This window comes from Streptomyces nigrescens, assembly GCF_027626975.1.
Taxonomy (GTDB): domain Bacteria; phylum Actinomycetota; class Actinomycetes; order Streptomycetales; family Streptomycetaceae; genus Streptomyces; species Streptomyces nigrescens.
The window spans coordinates 9,345,382-9,366,436 of sequence record NZ_CP114203.1; the positions used below are offsets into that span (position 1 = coordinate 9,345,382).

A 21,055-nucleotide genomic window follows, 5' to 3' on the forward strand; every position below is an offset into this window, starting at 1 on the left:
TCAGGCTCGTGGCGCGGCCCGAACGGGGCCGTTCGGCGGGATGACCGTGGCCAGCCGTGTCGTTTGGATCATCGCGGAGCGCCCCACCGCCAGCGTCACTTCGCCGCATGGTCCGCAGAATCAACCCTTCCGGGTGTGCGGCGGTCTTACCAGGCGTCGTGCTCAGGGGGGCAAGGTCTGTCGACTCGTACGGGTAAATGTCTGGCGACTGGTACGGGTAAATCGAATGGAAAAGGTGTATTCCATGGTGCTCGATCGCAACTTCTGCCTGGACGTTCCGGAGGGTTTCGATGATTCGGATGCTGAGACTGGGGTGCATCCCATCGCCAGGAAGCTGTTCCTCGGCGCAACTGCCGCGGAAGCTTTCGGGAAAGCCCATGAGTGGTTGCGGGAACAAAGCGTCTGCCTGGTAGACGTATCGTGGACTGTCTTGGACGGCGAGGACGAGTCCTGCACGTTGAGCATCTATTTCGCGTTCGAGCTGGATCCCGAAGACGCCTGACCACGGCGGTGCAGTTTCGCTTGGATCAGCCGGTCGTTGGCCCGAGATGCCATCCACTTTCCGAACGTGATCCGTGATCCTTTGGTGGCAGGAGGTCCGCATGCGGTGTCCGCATGGAGGTGAGCTGACGCCCAAGGAGGCGGAGCCCCGGCCGTGCGATTGGGCGTCAATTGCCGGATAGCCGGACAGCCGGACAGTCGGCCAGCAGCGGCGGGATTGAGGCGGCTGCGGAAGCGGGGGCCTGGGCCGGAAGATATCGTCCGTAAGCTTCAGGGATGGTGGAGACTGTGGGGCAGTTCTCCGCGATGTGATCAGGAGCCCAGTGGACGACATGGAATTCGCCGAAGCTCTGGAGACGGTCCTGCGGGACCTCCAGGCGCAGTGCGCGGTGCAGCCGCACATACGTGAGGACGACGAGTTCGGGATCACGCTCTGGGCCCCGGACGGTTCAGGTCAGGGCCTGACGTCACCGCTGGGTGGCACCTCCGCGGAGCGGCTGGTGCACCTGGCAGACCAGGTCCAGGACTGGGCGGTGGAGGCACTGTGGTCGGAAGGCGCATCGGCGGTCTGGCCACAGTGCCCGACGCACCCGGACACACATCCGCTGACGGCGACAGTGCGCACGGACACGGCGGTGTGGGTATGCCCGAAGAGGCGAACGGCAGTGGCGCGGATCGGGGAGCTGCAGACCCAATAGAGCGGGCTGGGCCCGCGGCCGGCGACAACTGGTGCTGGCCGTGCGGCGGCTGTGGCCCCGGGGGCCGTAGCTCTGGCCCCGGGTGCCGTATGTGGGTGGCGTGGCTCAGCCCGAACCGGGCACGGGCATCTGCTTGAGGCCACTACGCACCGCATTCTGCAACGATCAGTCAGGCCTGGTCGGTTCCAAGGGCGTTGCGCAGGAACGCCGTTGCCTGGTCGATGGCTCCGCGGGCGGCTTTGGAGTGACTCAGTGAGTTGAGCATCATGAAGTCGTGGACCGTGCCGTCGTAGCGCACCGTGGTCACCGGAACGTCGGCTGCGCGGAGCTTGGCGGCGTACGCCTCGCCCTCGTCGCGCAGCACGTCGGCCTCGTCGACGATCAGCAGAGCGGGCGGCAGGCCGGAGAGCTGCTCGATGGTGGCGTGGTTGGGAGACGCGGTGATCTCCGCGCGTTGGTTCGGGTCGGTCGTGTAGGCGTCCCAGAACCATTCCATCAGCTTGCGGCTCAGGTAGTAGCCGGTGGCGAATTGGTCGTAGGAACCGGTGTTCATGGCCGCATCCGTGACCGGGTAGTACATCGACTGTTGTACGAACGTGACGTCACCGCGCTCCTTGGCCATGAGGGCGAGTGCGGCGGTCATGTTCCCGCCGACCGATTCCCCGGCCACTGCCATGCGCTGTGCATCCAGCCCCTTGGACGCCCCCTCGTGGGCGATCCACTGCGCGGTGGCGTAGCCCTGCTCGATGGCCACGGGGTAGTGCGCCTCGGGCGACGGCGTGTACTCCACGAAGGCCACTGCCGCACGGGCGCCGACCGCCAACTCGCGCACCAGGCGGTCGTGGGTACCGGCATTGCCCAGCACCCAGCCACCGCCGTGCATGTACAACACGACGGGCAGTGTTCCGGTGGCGCCCTGCGGCTTGACGATGCGTACCCGTACATCGCCCACCGCTGCCGGAACCGAAACCCACTCCTCGTCGACCGGCAGCTTGTCGACGGGCGCGGCCTGGAGGTCGTCGAGCACCTTGCGCGCTGCGGTCGGATCCAGCTCGTACAGGAACGGATGTTGCGAGGTTGCGTCGGCGAGCTCCTGTGCCTCGGGCTCGAGGACGATTGAGGCGGTTTGACCAGCCATGGGAATGCTCCCTGGGAAATCCGAGAAGCGCATCATAAAGAGCGCGGGGCGCTGAAGAGCGCCGCGCTGCGCTTGGGCTGCGGGGCGGTCGGAAGAGCCTCCGCCCTTGTGCAAGCCCCTGATGGGGATATTTGTCCATTGTAATTGCCCGTCCTCCGCGGATGCATTCCAAGGAACCGTCTGATCCGTTCGACGGGTGCTCGGCTCGGTGACGACACGGCCTCCTCGATGACAGGCTCGCCGAGGAGCGGATACGCCGACGGACCTTCACTGGCGGGATCGTGTGTGATTCGAGCGGGAATGCTTCAACGCCGTGGTTCGTCCATCACCGGTGGTGGTGCCGATCTGCTGCGCCCCATAGGGCACGTACTGGAGTGAGAGGCGTTCTGCGGACTTTGCCGCAGATGGCGCCACGCACGTTGAAGGGCGCGCACGAGTCCACCCCGCCGTCGATGCGTTGCCATTTCACCCACGGGAGCGGAGAGCCACATGCTCACTCCGGGGCACTGGGACGCCCCACTTGCTCATCGCGGTCAGTCCCGGCTGTCAGGGGCGGGTCCTGGGCGGGGAGCTCGTAGGTGCCGGCGCCGGGCCAGCTCTTCGTCGTCGACCAGAGTGAGCATGGGCTGACCCGGTGCGCACATCATGGTGACGAGGAAGCGGCTCCGGGAGTCCGTCCGGTTGTTTCCGTCCTGGTAGTGGATGACATCGCCGCCCGGCTCCCAGAACGTCTCCCCGGTCTTGACCACCCGCTCCGGCTCGCCTTCCAGCTCGAAGAGCATCTCCCCCTCCAGCATGTAGCCGAAGGCAGGTCCCGAGTGCCGGTGCGGAGGGGTGCCGGGATCGCCGGGAGGGAACTCGACGACAACCGTCATCGCCTCCGCCCCCTCCGGAACGAACGGCGGTTTCGCCGACTGCAGCACGGTGAGCGCCGTCTTCCATGCTTCGGAGCGCGGTCGACTCTCGGCGCTGCCTGCCGCCTGTTCGTCGTTCGGCATGGCGAGGTCTCCAGTGGTGGGCCGGCCGGGTCAGGTGAGCCAGTCGGTGTAGTGGGTGGGGGCGATGCGTGCGTCGCCCTTGGTGGTGAGCACATCGCCGTTGACGGCGGCGAACATGCCGGCGGTGTCGTCGGTGACGACCGTCCGGCCGTCGGGTCGGGCGTTCAGGGTGATCCGGCCGAGTTCGTCGAGGGGATGGACGTCGGGCCCGCCGACGTTGAGGGTTCCGTTCAACGGGGTACCGGCGGCGACTTCGGCGACGGTGTCGGAGACGTCCTGGGCGGCGATGGGCTGGAGTGGGGTGGTGGGCAGGCGGACGGTGTCGCCCTCGGTGGACCAGGACATGAAGGCGTTGATGAACTCCATGAACTGGGTGGCGCGGACGATCGAATAGGGGACCGGCCCGGCCTTGAGGATGTCTTCCTGCAAGACCTTGGCACGGTAGTAGGCGAGGTCGGGCACCTGGTCCGCGCCGACGATCGAGAGGATGACGAAGTGCTCCACCCCGCCCTTGTGGCCGGCGGCCACGAGGTTGTCCATCGAGGTCTGGAAGAAGGCGGGAGAGGCGTCGTCGAAGGTCGGGGAATTCGTCAGGTTGACGACGCCGTCGGCTCCGGTCACCGCCTCCTCCACGCCCTGGCCGGTGATCACGTCGACACCTGTGGACGGCGAGTGCGGCACGGCTTCGTGTCCGGCGGCGTTCAGCTTCTTCACGACCTGCGAACCGATCAGACCGGTACCGCCGATGACTGCGAACTTCATTGGTCACCTTTCGTCGCGCACCGATAGGCCATGCGTCCAGATTGCGGCGATATGGGGCACGGTGCACGCTGGTCCGTGCGTTCCTGGGTGCGACGGTGGCGCTGCGTGGCTGCAGCGTCACTGATGGCGATTGACGCATGGGTCATCCCTGGGAACGCTGGTGGTCGCTGCGCCCCCTTCCGCGATCGGTGAGACACCACCTAGGTGCCGTCCCGAACGGGCCGTAAGTCAGGTGGTCTTGGTCTGGCCGCCGTCGATGACGAATTCGGCACCGGTGATGTTGCCGGCGCGCGGGGAGGCCAGGAAAACGACGAGGTCGGCCACCTCTTGGGGTTCGGTGATGCGTCCGGTGGAGATGCCCATCTGCTGGGGGACGACCTGGTCCAGGGCCTCCTGTGCCGTGCCGCCTGCGCTGGCCGCGACGGTGTCGGCGAAGGCGCCGGGGGCAGTCCAGAACGGGGTGCGTACGGGGCCGGGGGCGACGGAGTTGACGCGGACGCCACGGGGAGCGAACTCCTCTGACAGAGCCTTGGTGAGGTTGCTCAGGGCGGCTTTGGCGGCTGAATAGTCCACCACCATGGGGAAGGGCAGCCGGGCATTGACCGAGCTGATGTTGACGATGGCCCCCTCGCCGTGGGCCAGCAAGTGTGGCAACGAGGCACGGCTGGCGCGCACCGCGCTCAGGAACGTCATGTTGAGGGCATGCGTCCATGCTGCGTCATCGACGTCGAGGAAGCCGGAGCGTGGGTTGGTGGCACCGACGTTGTTGACCAGCACGTCGATCCGACCGTGCCGGTCCGCTGCCTTCTGGGCCAGCGTGTCGGCGCCGTCGGCGTCGGCCAGATCGACGGGGTGGAAGGTGATGTCGTACCGCTTGCGCAGGGCTGCCAGCTCAGCCGTTTCGGTGCGGCTGCCGACAACCACGCGCGCGCCCTCACGGCCGAGTGCCTCGGTGACGGCCAGGCCGATGCCCTTGCTGCCTCCAGTGACAACGGCGACCTTGTCCGTCAGGTTCAGCTCCACCGGGATCTCCTCCTGCGTCAGGCTTCCAGCATTGCCAAATGCGTCTAAAACACTCGCATTGAGTGAGTATCGATCCTCGCTTCCGAGCAGCGTCATCGCCACACCGCCTGCGCTGAGGAGTCCCGCGCATCGCCGCCTTGGTGGGCCTGGATCGTCACGGTTCCGTCGGCGCCGGGACCGTGACGGCAAACCTCAGGCCAGGTCCATGAGCTGGCTGACGGTCCAGGCCTGCCAGCCGATCCGGCCGTGCAGCGGATACCAGCCGGGGCGCAGACCACGGCTCAGCAGCCGGACAGCGACGACCAGCAGGGCGGTGTACGCCAGCCCGAAGGCCGGTGGCGGGCACGAGCGCGATGAGCGCTCCGCGTACGGCGCGTCGCCCAAGACCGTCCCCGGCGTGGACGAAGCAGCCCGCCACCGCCAATGCCGGGGGCCATCGAGAGGCGGCTCGTCGTCTCGTGACCCCTCCCGCACGCATTCTCGTCACGGGTGCCACCGGAGCGGTCGGCGGCGCCATACTGCGCCGGCTGATCGCGGCGGGTTATGACGCGTGCGGGGCCAGCAGCCGCGGCGGCAGCTCCCCGCCTCAGTTCGCGTGGCGCATCGGCACCGAGGAGCCGCCCGACGCGCTGCGGGTCCCCTGGCACACGGTGGTCCACTGCGCTGCCGACACCCGCTGGAACCTCTCGGCCGAGGAGTCGGAGCAGGCGAATGTGGCTCCGCTGCGTGCCCTGCTGAAATGGATGGACGAGAGCACTCGCCTCATCCATCTGTCGTCCTCCTACGCGACCGGACTGACCGGCAGGGCGGAGCCCACGTCATTCGACGCGGACCGGAACACCTACGAATGGTCCAAGGCCGCCGCCGAGCGGAGAACGGTGTGCCGCGGCTCGATCAGCTGCGCTATGTGTCGGCGGACCAGTGGAACCGTTTCTATCTGCCCTTCGCACGGGAGTACTTGGACCGGGCACAGCTCATGCGCGTCACGGCCTTCCAGGCGTACCAGAGTTATCTGTCGATCACCGAACCCTTTGAGGTGACGCACAGGGCGGAGCCCATCACGTCCACGCTCTACCGTTCCATGCGACGCTGAGCCGAGATACCCATGCGGCGACCGCTCGCCGCGTGCCGAGGCCCTGGTGTCCGTGAGACGGCCTGTCGGCGCAGCATGCTGTGGCCCCGGCTGCCCAGCAGAGGGGTGGGTGCTGCACCGCTCCTCGCCCCGGCGGCAATCCCCGGCTGTCAGAGCCGTTGCTCCTCCAGCCAAAGCACGACCAACGCAGCGAGTCCGTATCCCACACCTGCTGGCGGAGCCATTTCCCCGAGGCCGGGGCAGGGCATCTCGGATACCGGGCGAGTGGAGTGGCAGGGCCGGAGTCAGCCGGGAACGATCAGGTCGATCCCGTAGGCCGCGACCGCGAGGCAGGCGGCGAAGCACAGCACGGCCGTGACAGCTGCCACCTTCTGGTGCCGACCCGGGGGCGTGCCGGGGGCGGGCTCTCCGTGTCCGGCGCGGGCCCACGCGGCCAGTCCGAGCGAGAACATCACGACCACCACCACGGTGATCCCGAGGCTGACACCGAAGACACCACCGAGAGTGCCCCAGTTGATGTCCATCCCGCTTCCCCTTCCTCTGCACTCTCCCCGACGACAGCGCGCCCGGCCGGACCGGCTCAGGCGGCCGGCTTCACCGTGGGCTTCGCGGCGCTCGCCGGCACCTCATTGACGTTCTCCGAATTCACCGGGCGGCGGCGCGAGAGCACGTAGAAAGCCGCTGCGGCGGCCACGGCGACGCCCGCCACCAGGGCCACCCCCACAGTGCCCCGACCGGCCACCCACGCCGCCACGCCTCCCACGGCGGCCGCGGCCGGCAGTGTCAGCAGCCAGGACACCGCGATGCGCCCGGCGACGCCCCAGCGCACATGTGCCAGCCTGCGGCCCAGTCCCGCGCCGAGGATGCTGCCCGTGCACACCTGGGTGGTCGACAGTGCGAAGCCCATGTGCGAGGAGGCGAGGATGACCGCGGTCGCGCTGGTCTCGGCGGCGAAGCCCTGCGGGGCCTGGATGTCGGTGAGTCCCTTGCCCATGGTCCGGATGATCCGCCAGCCGCCCGCGTAGGTGCCCAGCGAGATCGCCAGGCCCGCGCTCAGCACCACCCACCAGGGCGGCCCCGCGCCATGGCTGAGCACCCCGCTCGAGATGAGCGCGAGGGTGATGACCCCCATCGTCTTCTGGGCGTCGTTGGTGCCGTGCGCCAGCGCCACCAGGGACGCCGACCCGATCTGTCCCGCGCGGAAGCCCTTTCCGACGGCGCGGCGCGAGGTCCTCCGGGTGATCATGTAGGCGAGGTAGGTGGCCAGCAGCGCCACCACGCAGGCCACCACCGGCGAGGCCACCGCAGGAATCACGATCTTCTCGATGATCGCTCCGAAGCGCACCGCGGAACCTCCCGCCCCCACCCACACCGCGCCGATCAGCCCGCCGAACAGGGCGTGGGACGAGCTGGACGGTAGCCCGAGGAGCCAGGTGACCAGATTCCACAGGATCGCCCCGATCAGCCCGGCGAAGATCATCACCAGGGATACTTCGCTGTCTTGGACTATGCCGCCCGAGATCGTCTTGGCTACCTCCGTGGAGAGGAAGGCGCCGGCCAGATTGAGCAGACCCGCGACGGCGACGGCGACCCGGGGGCTCAGCGCCCCGGTGGCGATGGAGGTGGCCATCGAGTTGGCGGTGTCATGGAACCCGTTGGTGAAGTCGAAGGCCAGGGCGGTGAGGATCACGGCCACGAGCAGGAAGGAGACAGATGCCATCCCGGTCCACCACGTCGAGGGCGGTCCGGCCGCACGGCCCCACCTAGCCCTGCGTGCGAACCGCCGGTCCCCTCCCACGCTAAGTGCCGCTCCGGATCGCCGCCAACGCGACGGCGCAGGCCGGTCGGTGGGGGCCGGCTGAGGTCAGCGCTGTGCCGGACTCAGCGACAACGACCCGGACACCGCCCGCAACGACGTTCACCGGAAAGACGTCGCTACTGAGCGTATCGGCCCCTGATGACCCCGTGCGGTCTACGGGGCTGTCGCAGGCCAGGCGGTCACGAGGCTGGTTATGGCGACGCTGAGCGGCACACACCGCGAGCCCCTGCCACTCATGCGAGCTGATCACCGTGGCGGGCCGCAGCGCGATTGCGGGCTCTCAGTTGGGAAATTACGCCGCTTGGCATGAGCTGCTGCCCCAATGGAGACCAGGGGCGCCCGCTAAGATGCCCTAAGAATGCAAACATCCCTATATGCGAGCTATCGTCCTTCGGTCTATCGGCCTTCGGTTCGCTGATATCCGGGATGGCGCGTCAGGGCGGGGGCCGGTCCGCTCATGGAGTGGGCGTCCATGGTCGGCCCTATGCGGTGATGGTGCTCGTGGCACATGGTCGCCAGACGGGACGCGAAGCCCGCGACCGTCCGAAACGGGTGTTCCCACAGCGGCGAGCGAACCGAGCACCCGGATGGAAAGGACGCTGAGTGAGCGTGCAACGGGTGGGCGTCGTCGTCCACGGAGGCCGTCCCGGCGCTGTGGCGGCCGCCGACGTCGTCCGACGGTGGTGCGAACGCCAGGACGTCGGTTGCGTCGCCATCGACGTGTGGAGCCAGGAGGAACTGCGGCGAGATGCGCGGGAAGAGGTCGGTGCGGCCGGCAGTCCCGACCTGATCGTCACGCTCGGAGGAGACGGCACCTTCCTGCGCGGAGCACGCCTGGCCGCGCAGAACGATGCGCTTGTCCTCGGTGTCGACCTGGGCACCCTCGGCTTTCTGACCGAGGTTCCGGCCGACGATGTCGAGTGCGCACTGGACAGCGTCCATCGCGGCCAAGTGAACGTCGAGACCCGCCTGATGCTGACGATGCGGGCGTCCTGTCCACTGCAAATCCCCGAGGGTATGGAGGCCCTCCTGCGCTACGGCCGGGGTCCCGCGCTACCGCCTCCGTCGGTGCGCCCCGAGTGTGCCGTCGCCCGGGACTGGGGGATGGCCCTGAACGTGACGGCTCTCAACGACATCGTCCTGGAGAAACTGGCACGCGACCGGCAGGTCTCCCTCGGGGTGTACCTCGCGGGCCGGCTGCTCGCCTCCTACTCCGCCGACGCTGTCCTGGTCGCCACGCCCACCGGATCCACCGCCTATAGTTTCGCCGCCGGCGGCCCCGTCATCTCCCCCCGGGCCGACGCCATCGTCTTCACCCCTGTCGCTCCGCACATGGCCTTCAACCGCTCGGTAGTTGCCGCACCCGACGAAGCCGTCGCACTACGGGTCCTGGGACATTCCGGCCGCGCGGCGGTCAGCGTCGACGGTCAGTTGCGCGGCGTCCTGGATCCAGGGGACTGGATCGGTGTCTACGCGGCTCCGCAGCGCCTGCGCGTCGTACGGCTCGGGCCAACCGACTTCTACGGCAGGCTACGTGAGCGCATGCGCCTGACCGATGCCCCCGCGACCGCCGAAGCCGACGCCGACATCACCCCCATGTGGCCCCACACCAGCCCACCCCCCGATGACCTCGCACACCTGCGCCTTCCGCCCCTGCCCACGCACGGCTGAAGCGACAGGCTGGGGGCTTTGGCAGGTCGGCCCATGTGGCCGCGCGATGAGATCTCGGGCCCTTCTGCCTATCCCAGGCGGTCAGCCCAGTCCTTGGGGACTCGTCCCGCGGGGCCGGGGGTGGGCTGATCGGCCGGGTGGCTCTCAGGGGGAGCCAGGTGGGGGCCCGAGGCGTACATCTCCGAGGTCTCGTAGTTGTAGAACCAGGTTTCGCCCGGTTCAAAGCTGCGGATCACCGGGTGCCCGGTGGCCCGCGTGTGGGACGTCGCGTGCTTGCCGAGCGAGTCGTCGCAACAGCCGATGTGGCCGCACTGTGCGCAGCGTCGCAGGTGGAACCACCAGCCGCCGGCGGCGTCGCACTCGGCGCAGCCGGTTCCGCTGGGCGGGACCGAGGGGTCGATTCCGTTCGGGGAACTCATGAGGGCTCCTGTGGGGGAGGGGAGTCGGGTGAGGCCAGCGGGAGGCGTACCTGGAAACGGGTGTCGCCGGGGGAGGAGTGGAACCGCAGGTCCCCCCGGTGTTTGTTGACGATGATGCGCCAGGAGATGTCCAAGCCGAGCCCTGTGCCCTCACCCACCGGTTTGGTGGTGAAGAAGGGGTCGAAGATCCGGTCGCGGATCTCCGCGGGGACTCCGGGACCGGTGTCGCAGAACTCGACGAGTAGATGGTCCCCATCACGCGCGGTTCGTACGGTCAACGTTCCCTCTGCGTCCGTACTGTTCATCGCCGAGACGGCGTTGTCGATCAGGTTCGTCCATACCTGGTTGAGCTCGCTGGGGTAGGCCGGGATCTTCGGCAGGCTGCGGTCGTAGTCCTTGACGACGGTGATGTGGGGGCCGATCTTCGCGGAGACCATCAGCAGGGTGCTGTCCAGCAGTTCATGCACGTCGGCGACCTGGAAGGGCGCCCGATCGAGTTGCGAGTACTGCTTGGCCGCGGTGACCAGGGCCGAGACGCGGTTGGTCGACTCCTCGATCTCGTTCATCAACAGTTCGGTTTCGACGGTGTAGTTGAGCCACCGCACGGCACCTTCGAGGGTGTCCTCGTCCACGACTGCGGCGATCTGGTCCAGCCAGTCGGTGTCGAGGCCGGCCTGTACGAAGGTCGGCGCGAGCTGCCACCCGTCCCCGATGCCGTGGTCGTCCAGCCAGTCGGCAATGGTGTCCTCCCGGTCGGAGGCCTCCAGCGGACTCAGGGCGGTGGCCTTGGCGACGCGCTCGGCCGTGCGTTCCTGGACGTCGATGAGTGTCTCCAGACTGTCCCGCCGGTACGGGCGCGCCGCGATGATGCCGAGCTTGTGGCGCATCCCGGCAACACGCTCGCGGAGCGCGGACGTGGCGCGCACGGCCGCGGTGGCGGGGTTGTTCAGTTCATGGGTCAGCCCCGCGGACAGCGATCCGAGAGCCAGGAGCCGTTCTCGCTGGCCGACGGCCTCCTGGGCGCTCTTGGTACCGAAGAAGAGACCTTCCAGCAGGTGCACGGCCATGGGAAACCACTCGCGCATGATCGCGGCGAAGGTCTCCGCCGGCAGCACGAAGAAGCGTGCGGGCTCGATGACACGCAGGGAGCTGTTGTACACCTGCCGCAGGCGGTCACCCAGGTAGGCCTGGAAGGCTCCCGCGTACACCCCGCGGCTGGAGCTCCGGGTGATCTCCACGTCGTAGTCCCCGATCCGGCGGGAGAGCACGATGGTCCCTTCGAGCAGCACGTAGAAGCATGTGGCGTCGTCGCCCTCCCCGTACACGGGCCCGGGCGCGAACGCCTCCACACGGCCTTCGCGGCAGAGCCGGGCGATCTGTTCGGGGGCCAGCTTCTCGAACAGGAACAGTGAGCCGAGTTCCTCCTGGCTGCACGGCATCGGCCGGCTGTTCATGACTGCTCCAGGTATCGGTGGGCGAGCATGACCGCCATGGCTCCCTCTCCTACTGCGGAAGCGACACGCTTGGCGGACTCGGCGCGTGCGTCTCCGGCCACGAACACGCCAGGGACGTTCGTTTCCAAGTGGTAGGGCGGCCGGTCCAACTCCCAGTCGGCCGGTGGGCGCCCGTCCGCGGTCAGATCGGGGCCGGTCAGGATGAACCCGCGGGAGTCCCGGAGCACCGTGCCCTCCAGCCAGTCGGTCAGCGGGGCCGCGCCGATGAAGACGAACATCCACTGGGCGTCGACGAGTTCGGTGTGGCCGGTCGCGGTGTCGCGCAGGGTGATCTGCTCCAGTTGATGCGCTCCGTGGGCGGCGTCGACGACCGTGTTGGTGCGCACGGAAATCGTGGGCGTCTCGTCGACCTGCTGGATGAGGTAGTGCGACATCGACGTGGCCAAGGAAGACCTGCGCACCAGTACGGTGACCGACTTGGCGCTCCGGGCCAGGTATATCGCGGCCTGACCGGCGGAGTTCGCGCCGCCGACGATGTAGACGTCATGGCCTTGGCATGCGGCCGCTTCGGTCAGGGCCGAGCCGTAGAACACTCCGCAGCCGGTCAACTCGGTCACCCGGGGTGCCTCCAGCTGCCGGTACGACACGCCGGTCGCGAGGATCACGGCGTGCGCGGCGACGGCGGAGCCGTCCGAGAACCGGACGACGCGCGAGGCGCCATTGACCTCCAGCCCGGTGACCTCGCGCGCGGTCAGTATCTCCGCACCGAACTTCGCCGCCTGACGCCGGGCCCGGTCGGTGAGCTGTGCCCCGGACACTCCGTCCGGAAAACCGAGATAGTTCTCGATGCGCGAGCTCTGGCCCGCCTGGCCCCCGGTGGCGGAGCGCTCGACGAGGACGGTCCGCAGGCCCTCGGAGGCCCCGTACACCGCCGCACCCAGACCGGCCGGTCCGCCGCCGATGACGACCAGGTCGTAGAAGTCGGTCGCCGGGGTCGTCGCGAGGCCGACCCGGTCGGCGAGCTCCTGGTCCTCGGGCTCTATCAGGGCCGTGCCGTCCGGAGTGATCACCAGCGGGAGCCGCCGGCCTTCCTGGCCCGCGGCGCACAGCAGGCGCTGTCCTTCCGGTTCGTCGGACGAGTACCAGCGGTACGGCACCTGGTTACGGGCCAGGAACTCCCGTACGGCCGACGAACGCGCCGACCAGCGGTGCCCGACGACCTTGGTGACGGCCACCGGCCGGTGATCGGTGGCCCGCCAGGCCTGCAGCAGATCGTCGAGGACGGGGTAGAGCTTCTCCTCGGGCGGCTCCCAGGGCTTGAGGAGGTAGTGGTCGAGGTCGACGACGTTGATCGCGTCGATGGCCGCGTCGGTGTCCGCGTACGCGGTCAGCAGCACCCGCCGCGCGCCGGGGTAGATGTCGAGGGCCTGCTCAAGGAACTCGATGCCGTTCATCTTCGGCATCCGGAAGTCGGCCACGATCACCGCGACGGGGCCGCCGCGCAGCTTCAGCTCGCGCAGGGCGGCAAGGGCGGACTCGCCGGACTCCGCGCGCACAATGCGGTACGACCCGCCGTAGCGTCGCCGCAGGTCACGGGCGACAGCACGCGACACACCCGGGTCGTCGTCCACAGTCAGGATGACGGCCCGCGCTGGACTGGCGGCCTGATCCATAGGCATCCCGTCCCCGAGTCGATCGCCCTGCCACACCGACTTCACGTGCCTGTCCCGGCACGCCAGTGCGCCAGTAATGCCCATTTTATGGGTGATGGTCATGCTTTGCTACGCATGATCGGGAGGGCGGCCTCTACTGAGAGCTGCCGACACCCTCACATGGCGTGGCAGTCACACCGGTCGCCGCCGACCTTCGCGGCCCACAGCATCCGACACGGTGAATTTGCTGGTCAGGCCGCCTGAGGGTCGGCGAACCGACACCCTCCCCCGATCTCACGGAGTCATACATCCATCGGCGGCAGCCCGGACAACACCTTCTCGATCGTGATGGGGAAGTCGCGCACGCGCATACCGGCGGCCGCCGGGTCGCGGGTCGACCACAGCCTCTTCCTCAAGGGCCGCGCCGGCCCCCCCCAGATCACGCCGCCGGTCAACTGCGAGGGCCCCGTCTTCGCGTTGAGCACGCGACCGACCGGGAACACGCCCGGCATCCGCCGCAGACGGATCGCGGCGGTGTCCGCGTCGATCCCCACTTCAGGCGGTGTCCGCGTCGACCCCCACTTCGGGCGGTGGTCAGCGCACCCGGCGGTCCTCCAACGGGGCGGCTGTCAGCATGTCATCGGTGGTCTGGGGCAGGTGCGGTGTGTGGTTGACGAGCCGGGCCGAGTTCGCGACGACGGCGATGCTGCTGGTGTTGTGGAGGAGGGCGGCGAGGACCGGGTTGATGGAGCCGCCGGCGCCGGCGACCAGGCCCAGGAGGTTGACGCCGATGGCGAGGCCGTAGTTCTGGCGGACCACGCGCAGGGTGTGGCGGCTGAGTTCGACCACGGCGGGTACCTGTCGCAGGTCGTCGCCGGGCAGGGCGATGTCGGCGGTTTCCAGGGCGACATGGGAGGAGTGCGCGCCCATGCGCCGCGGACAGATGCATCGCGGCCTCCCGGCCTACGGAGAACCGAAACGGTTATCACTTCATTATCAGCCCCGCCGTCGCCCGCCATCCACCGGAGCCGACAACGCTGCAGAAGCGGGGTGGTTCAGCGGGTCGTGATGGATATGGCTGCGAGTGAGGAAGTCTTGGAGCTCGCGGTGGCGGAACTGGTAGGCGATCCCGGCGGTGCGCGTCAGACCCACGTCACAGCACCAGTCGAGGAAACGGCCGAGGCGCCAGGGCAGTGGTTGGTTGGACCACCAGGGGCGGGTGCAGAGCAGGAAAGCTATGTAGCGGACACCTGCGGCGCCGAGGGCCGGGCCGGCGCCGGTCCTGAACAGGGGGCCGAACGCACGCCAGGGCCTGAACAGCGAGTCGAGCGCACCCCGGTAACCGCATCTGAACAGGCGGTGGTAAAGGATCGCGAGCACACGTCCGCCGCCGAGACCGAACAGAAGCATGTAGATGAGTACTGCCCCGAGCGCGAACACGGGGCCCAGGGCGAACCAATAGAAAGGGACGAACCCGAGCCCGACCACGAGGCCGGTCGCGAACCCGGCCACGAGGTCGTCCCGCACCATGCCGCGCGGCGACGCGTTTCCGTGTGACCTGCGAACTTCGGGTGCGTCCGAGAGCACGCCCGCCAGCCCGACTCCGACCATCGCTCCACCAGCGAGCCCTACCACCAATCCGTAAACGAGCCCGATCACCAGCCCGACCACATGCCCCATGCCGACCACGACTACGAGCACTCCCCAGAAGAGCCCACCCACAAGCCCGTTCACGAACTGGCGTCTTCCAGCAGGGGTTCTGGCAGTTACTCGTTCCAGCCGCGACGGTACGGGCCAGGGAGGGATTCCGACGAGAAGACTGCCCGCCACCATGAGCGTCACGTTCGTTGCGTACACGTTCCAGCTATCGAGCAGGGCGGCAGGTAGGTCAGCGGTGGCCCACAGCGCGAGGGTCAGTAGGACGTGGACGGTGCGGGCGCGGCGGTGGCCGGTGAGCGGCCACAGTTCATGGAGTACGAGGTCGGTGCCTGATAGACGCCGTCCGGCCATTTCGCCGGCGCTGGTGGTGTTGGTGTGCAGGTAGCGGGCGAGGACTGTCAGCCAAGTGCGTACCTGAAGCCGCGTGTAGGGCGCTGTCGTGCCGCCTGTCGAGGAAGCGGTGAGGACGTACAGATCCAGCAGGTGGTCTCGGATCTGCTCGGGGGACTGCAGGGTGGGCTTGAGGAGGTCCACGGGATCACGGACCCAGCTACCGTCGGGGTGACGTTCGTCGTAGACGGCGAGGGCTACGGTCAGCCGCCAGGGTGTGGACAGGCCCCGAGCCAGTGGACTGGCCGGGGCGGCGCGGAGTGCGTTCAGAACGGGTTCCCAGCGGGCCGGGTTGCGGGCGCGGCCGGTGACGAACGCCTCGGTCGCGGCCAGGCTGACGGGGGCGATGTTGATACGGGAGGCGTCCTGTGCCCACTGATCCGCCTCTCCAAGAGCGACGTAGGGGGCGCTGCGGCAGGTGAGAACAAGCTGGCCCTTGGTGATGCCGTGGAGGTAGGTGTTCATAGCCTCCAAAGCGGCTGCAGCGCGGGAGCCGTGACCGGGAGTATCACCAGCATCCATTTCGTCGAGCCCGTCCAGCACGGGGAGGACCAGTCGGGCGGCGACGAGGGCGGCTGCTGCGGTGGGGCGTAGCCGGTAGGTACGGGCGAGATGCTCGGCGAGCCAGTCCTCGAGCTTGTTCCTGCTGGGGTCGAAGGTGGATAACGACAGGCGTACAGGAACGGGACCGCCCGGCGCCCGGTCGGCGAGGAGGAGCAGCATGAGATGGAGGGCAAGTACGGTCTTGCCGGCCCCGGGCGCGCCGGTGATGACGAGGCGGCCGGGCCGAAGAGCGCGGTAGTAGGTAGCGGCTTCCTCCAACGTGCCGTGGGGTGCTGCGCCTGTGGCGTGGTGGGCGGGGGAGGGGAGGAAGGTGAACTCGACGTTGATGGTGCGGTCGCTGCCGCCGAGGAGTCTCTGGCGGGCTTCCTCCTCGCGTTTCCTGATGTCGACGGCGAGGCGGTCGGCGAGTCCGGCGGTGTCGGTGTCCTGCCAGGCCTGGGAGCGCGTCGCCTGGTGTAGGCCCACTATCGCCAGCACCAGGCTGACCAGCCCGACCGCCAACCCGCCCGGGTCCACCTCCCCGGTTCCCGCCCGAACGGCTATGGTGACCGCCACCCCCACGGCCACCACCGTCAGCGCCAGCCATCTCCACCACGTGTGACGTGCCGCCCCCATGTGCCCTCCTCCCCAATGGCTTCGTTGTTCAGAAAACTCAACGCCGCAACGGTGTTCACGGCGTCGTTGTTACCGGCACCCCGACCCTCTCGGAGCACCTTCCCCCGAGAAGGTGCACCTTTTCCTGCATCGGATATGGCTTCGACACTCGCATCCTGGTAGCTCAGGGTCACCTTTTGCTAACTCTGCATCAGATTACCGGCTCGCCCGAATACACGAGGTGAGCTTCCCAGAAAGCCCCCCGCAGCCCCCTCTCATCGCCTGAATCAAATCCCCGGGTTTCTCTCGTCCTCGTTCGGGGATTTGAGAGTTCGCCCCGGTCACCGGCTGCGTGAGTGGAATCGAAAAGCGGTGGCCACGGCAAGGGAGCCCAGGACAACAGCTCCCGTAACCAGCGGGTCAGACTCGTGATGCCCTGGCTGCCAGTCGTAGCCAGGCTGCCGGAGCGGCTGGCCGAGCCTTCCGCGCGACGCCGGTCATCTTGACCAAGAACGGTTCGGACCCGGGACGTTGGTCCTGGCCCCGTGGAACGGCACGCTGAGGTTGGTGTCGCCCTCCGGCGCTGTCACGCGGACGTTCGCTTCCACTGCGCCCTTGATGGTCTTGACCAATATCGACGATGAAGCACTCACCTTCTCGCCCCACGACTTCCGAAGGATCTTCGTCACCGACGCCATCATGAATGGCCTAATCCCGCACATTGCCCAGGTGATCTGCGGGCACAAGAGCATCGACACCACGATCGGATACAGGGCGGCCTATCCCGCCGAATCGATCGAGGCCCACCGGGCGTTCATCGCCCGCCGTCGATCCGCCCGCCCCAGCGAGGAGTACCGGATCCCGACTGAAGAAGAGTGGGACGCCTTCCTCGCGCACTTCGAGAAACGGAAGGTGTCCATCGGTACCTGCGCACGCGCCTTCGGGGCCCCATGCATTCATGAGCACGCGGGCGTCAGATGCTCGCTCCTCCGACCTGACCCCGCCCAACGAACACGGCTTGCCGAGATCCGCGACAACTTGATCGCCCGAATCGCCGAAGCCGAGACGGAAGGCTGGCTCGGCGAGGTCGAAGGTCTCCAGGTCAGCCTGGCTGGCGCCGAGGAGAAGCTCCGCCGGCTCGACCGGGGCCACGGGCAGCATACGGTCGTGGGCCTTGGCGTCCCCACCACGCGTGGTGACCGATGAACCCACGAAGGCGGGCTGCCGCATGGCCATCAACCAAGATCGAGAACAAGTTTAAAGAAGCGTGCGTCAAACGCCCTTCAGAACACGATCAAGTGCCGCCCGGCCTGCGGGTCCCCAGTTCGGCTTGCCGCCGGGAAGGCCCCGATCTCCGTTCTGCCCCATGAGCATCAGGAAGAGGCTTTTCATAGCGGCCAGCCCGCGGGCGCGCCGGATCGCCGCCTCGTCTGCATGCGCGTACATGTCGAAGAACCGTGAGGCCGTGCCCGCGGGTAGCAGCACCCATGCGGCGGCGAGGTCCCACGCCGGATCGCCGGCGAACATGTCACCGAAGTCGACGATGCCCGAGAGCGTTCCGTCCGAGACGACGACGTTCGCGGGATGGAGGTCGCCGTGCACCCACACCGGCGGGCCCTCCCATGCGTGGGCCGCAACGGCGTCGTCCCAGACGGCCCGGACGTCGGCAGCGATGTCGTCGGGGGCAACGGCCTGGAAGAAGTTCTCGAAGCCGTCCGTGCAGTTCCTGGGGTGGGCACCGCGGTCCGTAGTGATCGGCGCCTCGGCGGGCGCCTCCACATGGAGCGCCTGGAGGAAGCCCGCCAGCGTGTCGGCCGCGTGGGCGCCTCGGCTGATCGAGCCGTGGTCCAGCGGCTCGCCAGGAACCCATGTCATCACGGTCCAGTGCTTGGGGAAGCGCTCGGACGGTTCGCCGAACCGCACCGGGGTCGGCACCGGGAGCGGCAGGCGCGGGGCCAGCACGGGTAGCCACCGCCGCTCCTTGAGCTGGAGCTCCGGGGTAGGGTCCATCCGCTGCATGCGCACGGCCAACTCGTCCCCGAGGCGCCACATTTGATTGCCCCAGCCGCCCGCCACCTCGCGGATGGCCAGCCCTGCAAGGTCTGGATGTTGCTCCTGCAGCAGCTCGCGGACCAGGTCTGCGGTGATCTCGATCTCGGTGTCGGTCATGCGAAGCCACAGTACCGAGGCGGCAGGCGGAGCGGGCGGAACAGCTCCAAAGTTCAGAGAAGCCTGCGTCCGCTGTTCCCTCCTGCGCCCCGATCTTGCCCAGCGGGGTCGGCTCACGGAGATCCGCGACAACCTTTTCGACCGCATCGCCGAGGCGGAGAGGGAAGGGTGGCTCGGCGAACTCGAAGGACTTCGTTGTCTGCCTGGCCGGAGCCGGATCCAAGATTGACCAAATCGACTTCGCGTGAATGCGTGGACCGGTGAACCTCGGGATTCCGACTCAGTGCCCCGCGACGCACGAATAGGCACCGGGCCGACATGCGGGTTGAAAGCGCGAACACCGCCACCTGGACCTGGCCGGCCGCCGGTGCCCGGTGAAGGCGAAGGGGGCCCAGCCCAAGGTCCGCCGCCGCGGCGCCGCCCGCGCGGAGTTCGTGCTGGAGACGGTGTACTGGGATGCAGGCCCGGCTGTGCCGAGGCTGCTGCGCGTGAGGCGATCGCCGGGCCTACCAGCCTGCTTGCGCCCGGCGACAGCCGATGCTGAGGCCTCTTCTCGGCGCGGACCGATGCGGGCTGCAAGTCAGGTCAGCCTGGCCGCCGTTGCACGACGCCTGCGAGCACCGTGGTCACCAGCTTGTTGACGGTTGCCGTAGTCGGCGGGTCGGGGTCGCGGTCTGCGAACAGGAGATGCCCGCCTCCGACCAAGGAGAGGGTGAGCGAGTCGATGTCGGCGTCGGCCGAGATGCGGCCCATTGCGCGCTCGTCGGCCAGGTAAGCGGAGACTGCGGTCGTGACCTGGGCGAGGATCGCGATGCCGCCTCCGGGCGTGGCTTGTCGCAGCCGCGCGCGCAACTCGTCCCGGAAAGTGATGAGCGGGATGATCGCCACGGGAACCGGTCCGAACAGGGTGGTCAGCGCGCTGGTGAGGTTATCGGTCACGGTGCCCGTGCCGACGGTCTCGCGCAGCCCATGTGCTTGCGTTTCGAGCTGTGCGGCCCGGTCGAGCACGAGCTCGGTGAGGAAAGCGTCGAAGTCGGTGAAGTGCCGGTGCAGGACGCCTTTGGCGCAGGCTGCCTCGTCGGTGACGGCCCGGCTGGTCAGCCCGTTCGGGCCATCCCGCAGCAGCACGCGTTCGGCGGCGTCGAACAACTGCTGCCGCGCGTCACGAAGGTGTACCCCGGTCGGCACTTACAGATCCTCTCGTGCGCCAGGCTCCCTGGCATCCATTGGCATGTGGGCGCTCGCCCACTAAAGTGAACGCATGCCCACTTTACCGCGAGAGCAACCCGAACCGGCACAGTCGCATCAGGCTCGGCGGACTGCCGAGTCTTTCGGCACGGATGCGCAACGCTACGACCAGGCCCGACCGGGCTACCCCGATGGCCTGGTGGCGCGTATCGTCGCCGGGAGCCCGGGGCCTGACGTGCTCGACGTAGGCTGCGGAACGGGCATCGCGGCCCGCCAGTTCCAGGCCGCCGGTTGCGCCGTGCTCGGCATCGAGCCGGATGCGCGGATGGCCGACCTCGCGCAAGCCCGCGGCCTGCAGGTCGAGGTGGCGACCTTCGAAGCCTGGGAGCCGGTTGGCCGAGTGTTCGACGCATTGATCGCCGCCCAGTCGTGGCACTGGGTGGACCCGGTCGCCGGCGCAGCGAAGGCGGCCCAGGTGCTGCGTCCGAACGGGCGCCTGGCGATCTTCGGGCACGTATTTGAGCCGCCCGCCGAGGTGGCCGAGCCGTTCGCGGCTGCTTACCGTCGGGTGGCGCCCGACTCCCCGTTCGGCAATCAGCCGGCGCGACGTTCGCTGGAGATGTACCAAGCGGGGTACGCGAAGATCGCCGACAAGATCCGCGAGACCGAGCAGTTCCACGAACCGGAACAGTGGCGATTCGACTGGGAGCAGTCCTACACGCGTGACCAATGGCTGGAACTGCTCCCCACTACCGGCGGCCTCACCCGACTTCGTCCCGATCAGCTGGCCGAGATACTGGGCGCGGTCGGCCATGCCATCGACGCTCTGGGTGGCCGCTTCACGATGCACTACACCACTCTGGCGACCACCGCCGTACGCGTCGGCACCCCTTGATCCGCTGCCGCACGGTCGCGCGGGCTCGCGGGCTCGCGCACGTTACTCGTCCTCGGACACGCCCGGATCACGCAGCGGGCGCAGGCCCCCGGGCAGCTCGGGGTGCTGGAAGGAGTACCGGCCGAGCATGTTGGTTACGTTGATGTGATGCCGCACGAACGGGCGGTGGAGTCGGGGGATGGGTGGCGGCCAGGCAGGCGGAGATCGCGTCGCAGCGTGCGGGCTCGGGATTGGCGTGCTGCCGGTCCAGGAAATTGGCGTTTCCAGGTGGTGCCGGCGCTGGGCCGGCCCGACTCCTCAATGTCGTTCTGAGGGCGGCAACGAAACTGCCTAGTTCAGAGAAGCGACCAGGCCGAAGAAGGCTGTTC

At 68.2% G+C, this 21,055-nt stretch carries 20 protein-coding genes and 3 pseudogenes; 8 read left to right on the forward strand and 15 right to left on the reverse strand.

Annotated elements, in window-relative coordinates; translation table 11 throughout:
- Window positions 1-244: 244 nt before the first annotated feature.
- On the forward strand, window positions 245-502 hold the full coding sequence (locus tag STRNI_RS40390; RefSeq protein ID WP_277413118.1) for a hypothetical protein: 258 nt from the start codon (window positions 245-247) through the stop codon (window positions 500-502).
- 331 nt (window positions 503-833) lie between these two features.
- Window positions 834-1,199: a hypothetical protein gene (locus STRNI_RS40395; protein WP_277413390.1), complete on the forward strand. Its 366-nt coding sequence runs from the start codon at window positions 834-836 to the stop codon at window positions 1,197-1,199.
- Window positions 1,200-1,368: 169 nt separating this feature from the next.
- Here STRNI_RS40395 and STRNI_RS40400 read toward each other — a convergent pair whose 3' ends face one another.
- The 5 genes and pseudogenes from STRNI_RS40400 to STRNI_RS40420 form a co-directional block, all read right to left on the reverse strand.
- Window positions 1,369-2,337 (reverse strand): alpha/beta hydrolase, encoded by a 969-nt coding sequence (locus STRNI_RS40400; protein ID WP_148588091.1) that lies wholly within the window; start codon window positions 2,335-2,337, stop codon window positions 1,369-1,371.
- 533 nt (window positions 2,338-2,870) lie between these two features.
- Window positions 2,871-3,335 (reverse strand): cupin domain-containing protein, encoded by a 465-nt coding sequence (locus STRNI_RS40405; protein WP_277413119.1) that lies wholly within the window; start codon window positions 3,333-3,335, stop codon window positions 2,871-2,873.
- Between the two features lie 30 nt (window positions 3,336-3,365).
- Window positions 3,366-4,097 carry an SDR family oxidoreductase gene (locus STRNI_RS40410; RefSeq protein ID WP_159492015.1) on the reverse strand — a complete coding sequence of 244 codons (732 nt, stop codon included), beginning with the start codon at window positions 4,095-4,097 and terminating at the stop codon, window positions 3,366-3,368.
- A 228-nt stretch (window positions 4,098-4,325) separates the two neighbouring features.
- Window positions 4,326-5,120 carry an oxidoreductase gene (locus STRNI_RS40415; RefSeq protein ID WP_159492017.1) on the reverse strand — a complete coding sequence of 265 codons (795 nt, stop codon included), beginning with the start codon at window positions 5,118-5,120 and terminating at the stop codon, window positions 4,326-4,328.
- Window positions 5,121-5,315: 195 nt separating this feature from the next.
- Window positions 5,316-5,547 (reverse strand): annotated as a pseudogene (locus tag STRNI_RS40420) (hypothetical protein); the annotation flags it as partial.
- On the opposite strand from STRNI_RS40420, the pseudogene STRNI_RS40425 reads away from it, so the two are divergent.
- Window positions 5,474-5,932 (forward strand): annotated as a pseudogene (locus tag STRNI_RS40425) (NAD-dependent epimerase/dehydratase family protein); the annotation flags it as partial. The pseudogenes STRNI_RS40420 and STRNI_RS40425 sit on opposite strands and share 74 nt — an antisense overlap.
- 68 nt (window positions 5,933-6,000) lie before the next feature.
- On the forward strand, window positions 6,001-6,213 hold the full coding sequence (locus STRNI_RS40430) for a hypothetical protein (RefSeq protein WP_277413400.1): 213 nt from the start codon (window positions 6,001-6,003) through the stop codon (window positions 6,211-6,213).
- Window positions 6,214-6,497: 284 nt separating this feature from the next.
- Here STRNI_RS40430 and STRNI_RS40435 read toward each other — a convergent pair whose 3' ends face one another.
- On the reverse strand, window positions 6,498-6,737 hold the full coding sequence (locus tag STRNI_RS40435) for a hypothetical protein (RefSeq protein ID WP_159492019.1): 240 nt from the start codon (window positions 6,735-6,737) through the stop codon (window positions 6,498-6,500).
- A 56-nt stretch (window positions 6,738-6,793) separates the two neighbouring features.
- A complete protein-coding gene (locus STRNI_RS40440; RefSeq protein ID WP_159492021.1) occupies window positions 6,794-7,933 on the reverse strand; it encodes an inorganic phosphate transporter in 1,140 nt (379 codons plus the stop codon).
- A 702-nt stretch (window positions 7,934-8,635) separates the two neighbouring features.
- Between STRNI_RS40440 and STRNI_RS40445 the strand changes: the two genes are divergently transcribed.
- Window positions 8,636-9,703, forward strand: coding sequence for an NAD(+)/NADH kinase (locus tag STRNI_RS40445; protein ID WP_266437909.1), 1,068 nt, complete (start codon window positions 8,636-8,638; stop codon window positions 9,701-9,703).
- Window positions 9,704-9,771: 68 nt separating this feature from the next.
- Here STRNI_RS40445 and STRNI_RS40450 read toward each other — a convergent pair whose 3' ends face one another.
- The 6 genes from STRNI_RS40450 to STRNI_RS40475 form a co-directional block, all read right to left on the reverse strand.
- Window positions 9,772-10,122, reverse strand: a complete 351-nt coding sequence (locus tag STRNI_RS40450; protein WP_159492025.1) for a UBP-type zinc finger domain-containing protein — start codon at window positions 10,120-10,122, stop codon at window positions 9,772-9,774.
- Window positions 10,119-11,576 carry an ATP-binding protein gene (locus STRNI_RS40455; RefSeq protein ID WP_277413120.1) on the reverse strand — a complete coding sequence of 486 codons (1,458 nt, stop codon included), beginning with the start codon at window positions 11,574-11,576 and terminating at the stop codon, window positions 10,119-10,121. The genes STRNI_RS40450 and STRNI_RS40455 overlap by 4 nt, the downstream gene beginning before the upstream one ends.
- Window positions 11,573-13,249 (reverse strand): NAD(P)/FAD-dependent oxidoreductase, encoded by a 1,677-nt coding sequence (locus tag STRNI_RS40460; protein ID WP_159492383.1) that lies wholly within the window; start codon window positions 13,247-13,249, stop codon window positions 11,573-11,575. Before STRNI_RS40460 ends, STRNI_RS40455 begins: the two co-directional genes overlap by 4 nt.
- 281 nt (window positions 13,250-13,530) lie before the next feature.
- A complete protein-coding gene (locus tag STRNI_RS40465) occupies window positions 13,531-13,782 on the reverse strand; it encodes a hypothetical protein (protein ID WP_274732710.1) in 252 nt (83 codons plus the stop codon).
- A 40-nt stretch (window positions 13,783-13,822) separates the two neighbouring features.
- Complete coding sequence (locus STRNI_RS40470) at window positions 13,823-14,158, reverse strand: hypothetical protein (RefSeq protein ID WP_266437921.1); 336 nt, start codon at window positions 14,156-14,158, stop codon at window positions 13,823-13,825.
- Between the two features lie 66 nt (window positions 14,159-14,224).
- On the reverse strand, window positions 14,225-16,456 hold the full coding sequence (locus STRNI_RS40475; protein WP_277413121.1) for an NACHT domain-containing protein: 2,232 nt from the start codon (window positions 16,454-16,456) through the stop codon (window positions 14,225-14,227).
- A gap of 603 nt (window positions 16,457-17,059) precedes the next feature.
- Here STRNI_RS40475 and STRNI_RS40480 point away from each other — a divergent pair.
- On the forward strand, window positions 17,060-17,641 hold the full coding sequence (locus STRNI_RS40480) for a site-specific integrase (RefSeq protein WP_277413122.1): 582 nt from the start codon (window positions 17,060-17,062) through the stop codon (window positions 17,639-17,641).
- A 66-nt stretch (window positions 17,642-17,707) separates the two neighbouring features.
- On the opposite strand, the gene STRNI_RS40485 is transcribed toward STRNI_RS40480, so the two are convergent.
- Window positions 17,708-18,604, reverse strand: coding sequence for an aminoglycoside phosphotransferase family protein (locus STRNI_RS40485; protein ID WP_277413123.1), 897 nt, complete (start codon window positions 18,602-18,604; stop codon window positions 17,708-17,710).
- 347 nt (window positions 18,605-18,951) lie between these two features.
- Here STRNI_RS40485 and STRNI_RS40490 point away from each other — a divergent pair.
- A pseudogene (locus tag STRNI_RS40490) lies at window positions 18,952-19,131 on the forward strand (site-specific integrase); the annotation flags it as partial.
- Window positions 19,132-19,189: 58 nt separating this feature from the next.
- Here STRNI_RS40490 and STRNI_RS40495 read toward each other — a convergent pair.
- Entirely contained in the window at window positions 19,190-19,792 is a 603-nt protein-coding gene (locus tag STRNI_RS40495; RefSeq protein WP_274732704.1) for a TetR/AcrR family transcriptional regulator, read from the reverse strand.
- Between the two features lie 73 nt (window positions 19,793-19,865).
- Between STRNI_RS40495 and STRNI_RS40500 the strand changes: the two genes are divergently transcribed.
- Complete coding sequence (locus STRNI_RS40500; RefSeq protein WP_274732703.1) at window positions 19,866-20,687, forward strand: class I SAM-dependent methyltransferase; 822 nt, start codon at window positions 19,866-19,868, stop codon at window positions 20,685-20,687.
- Window positions 20,688-21,055 lie beyond the last annotated feature (368 nt).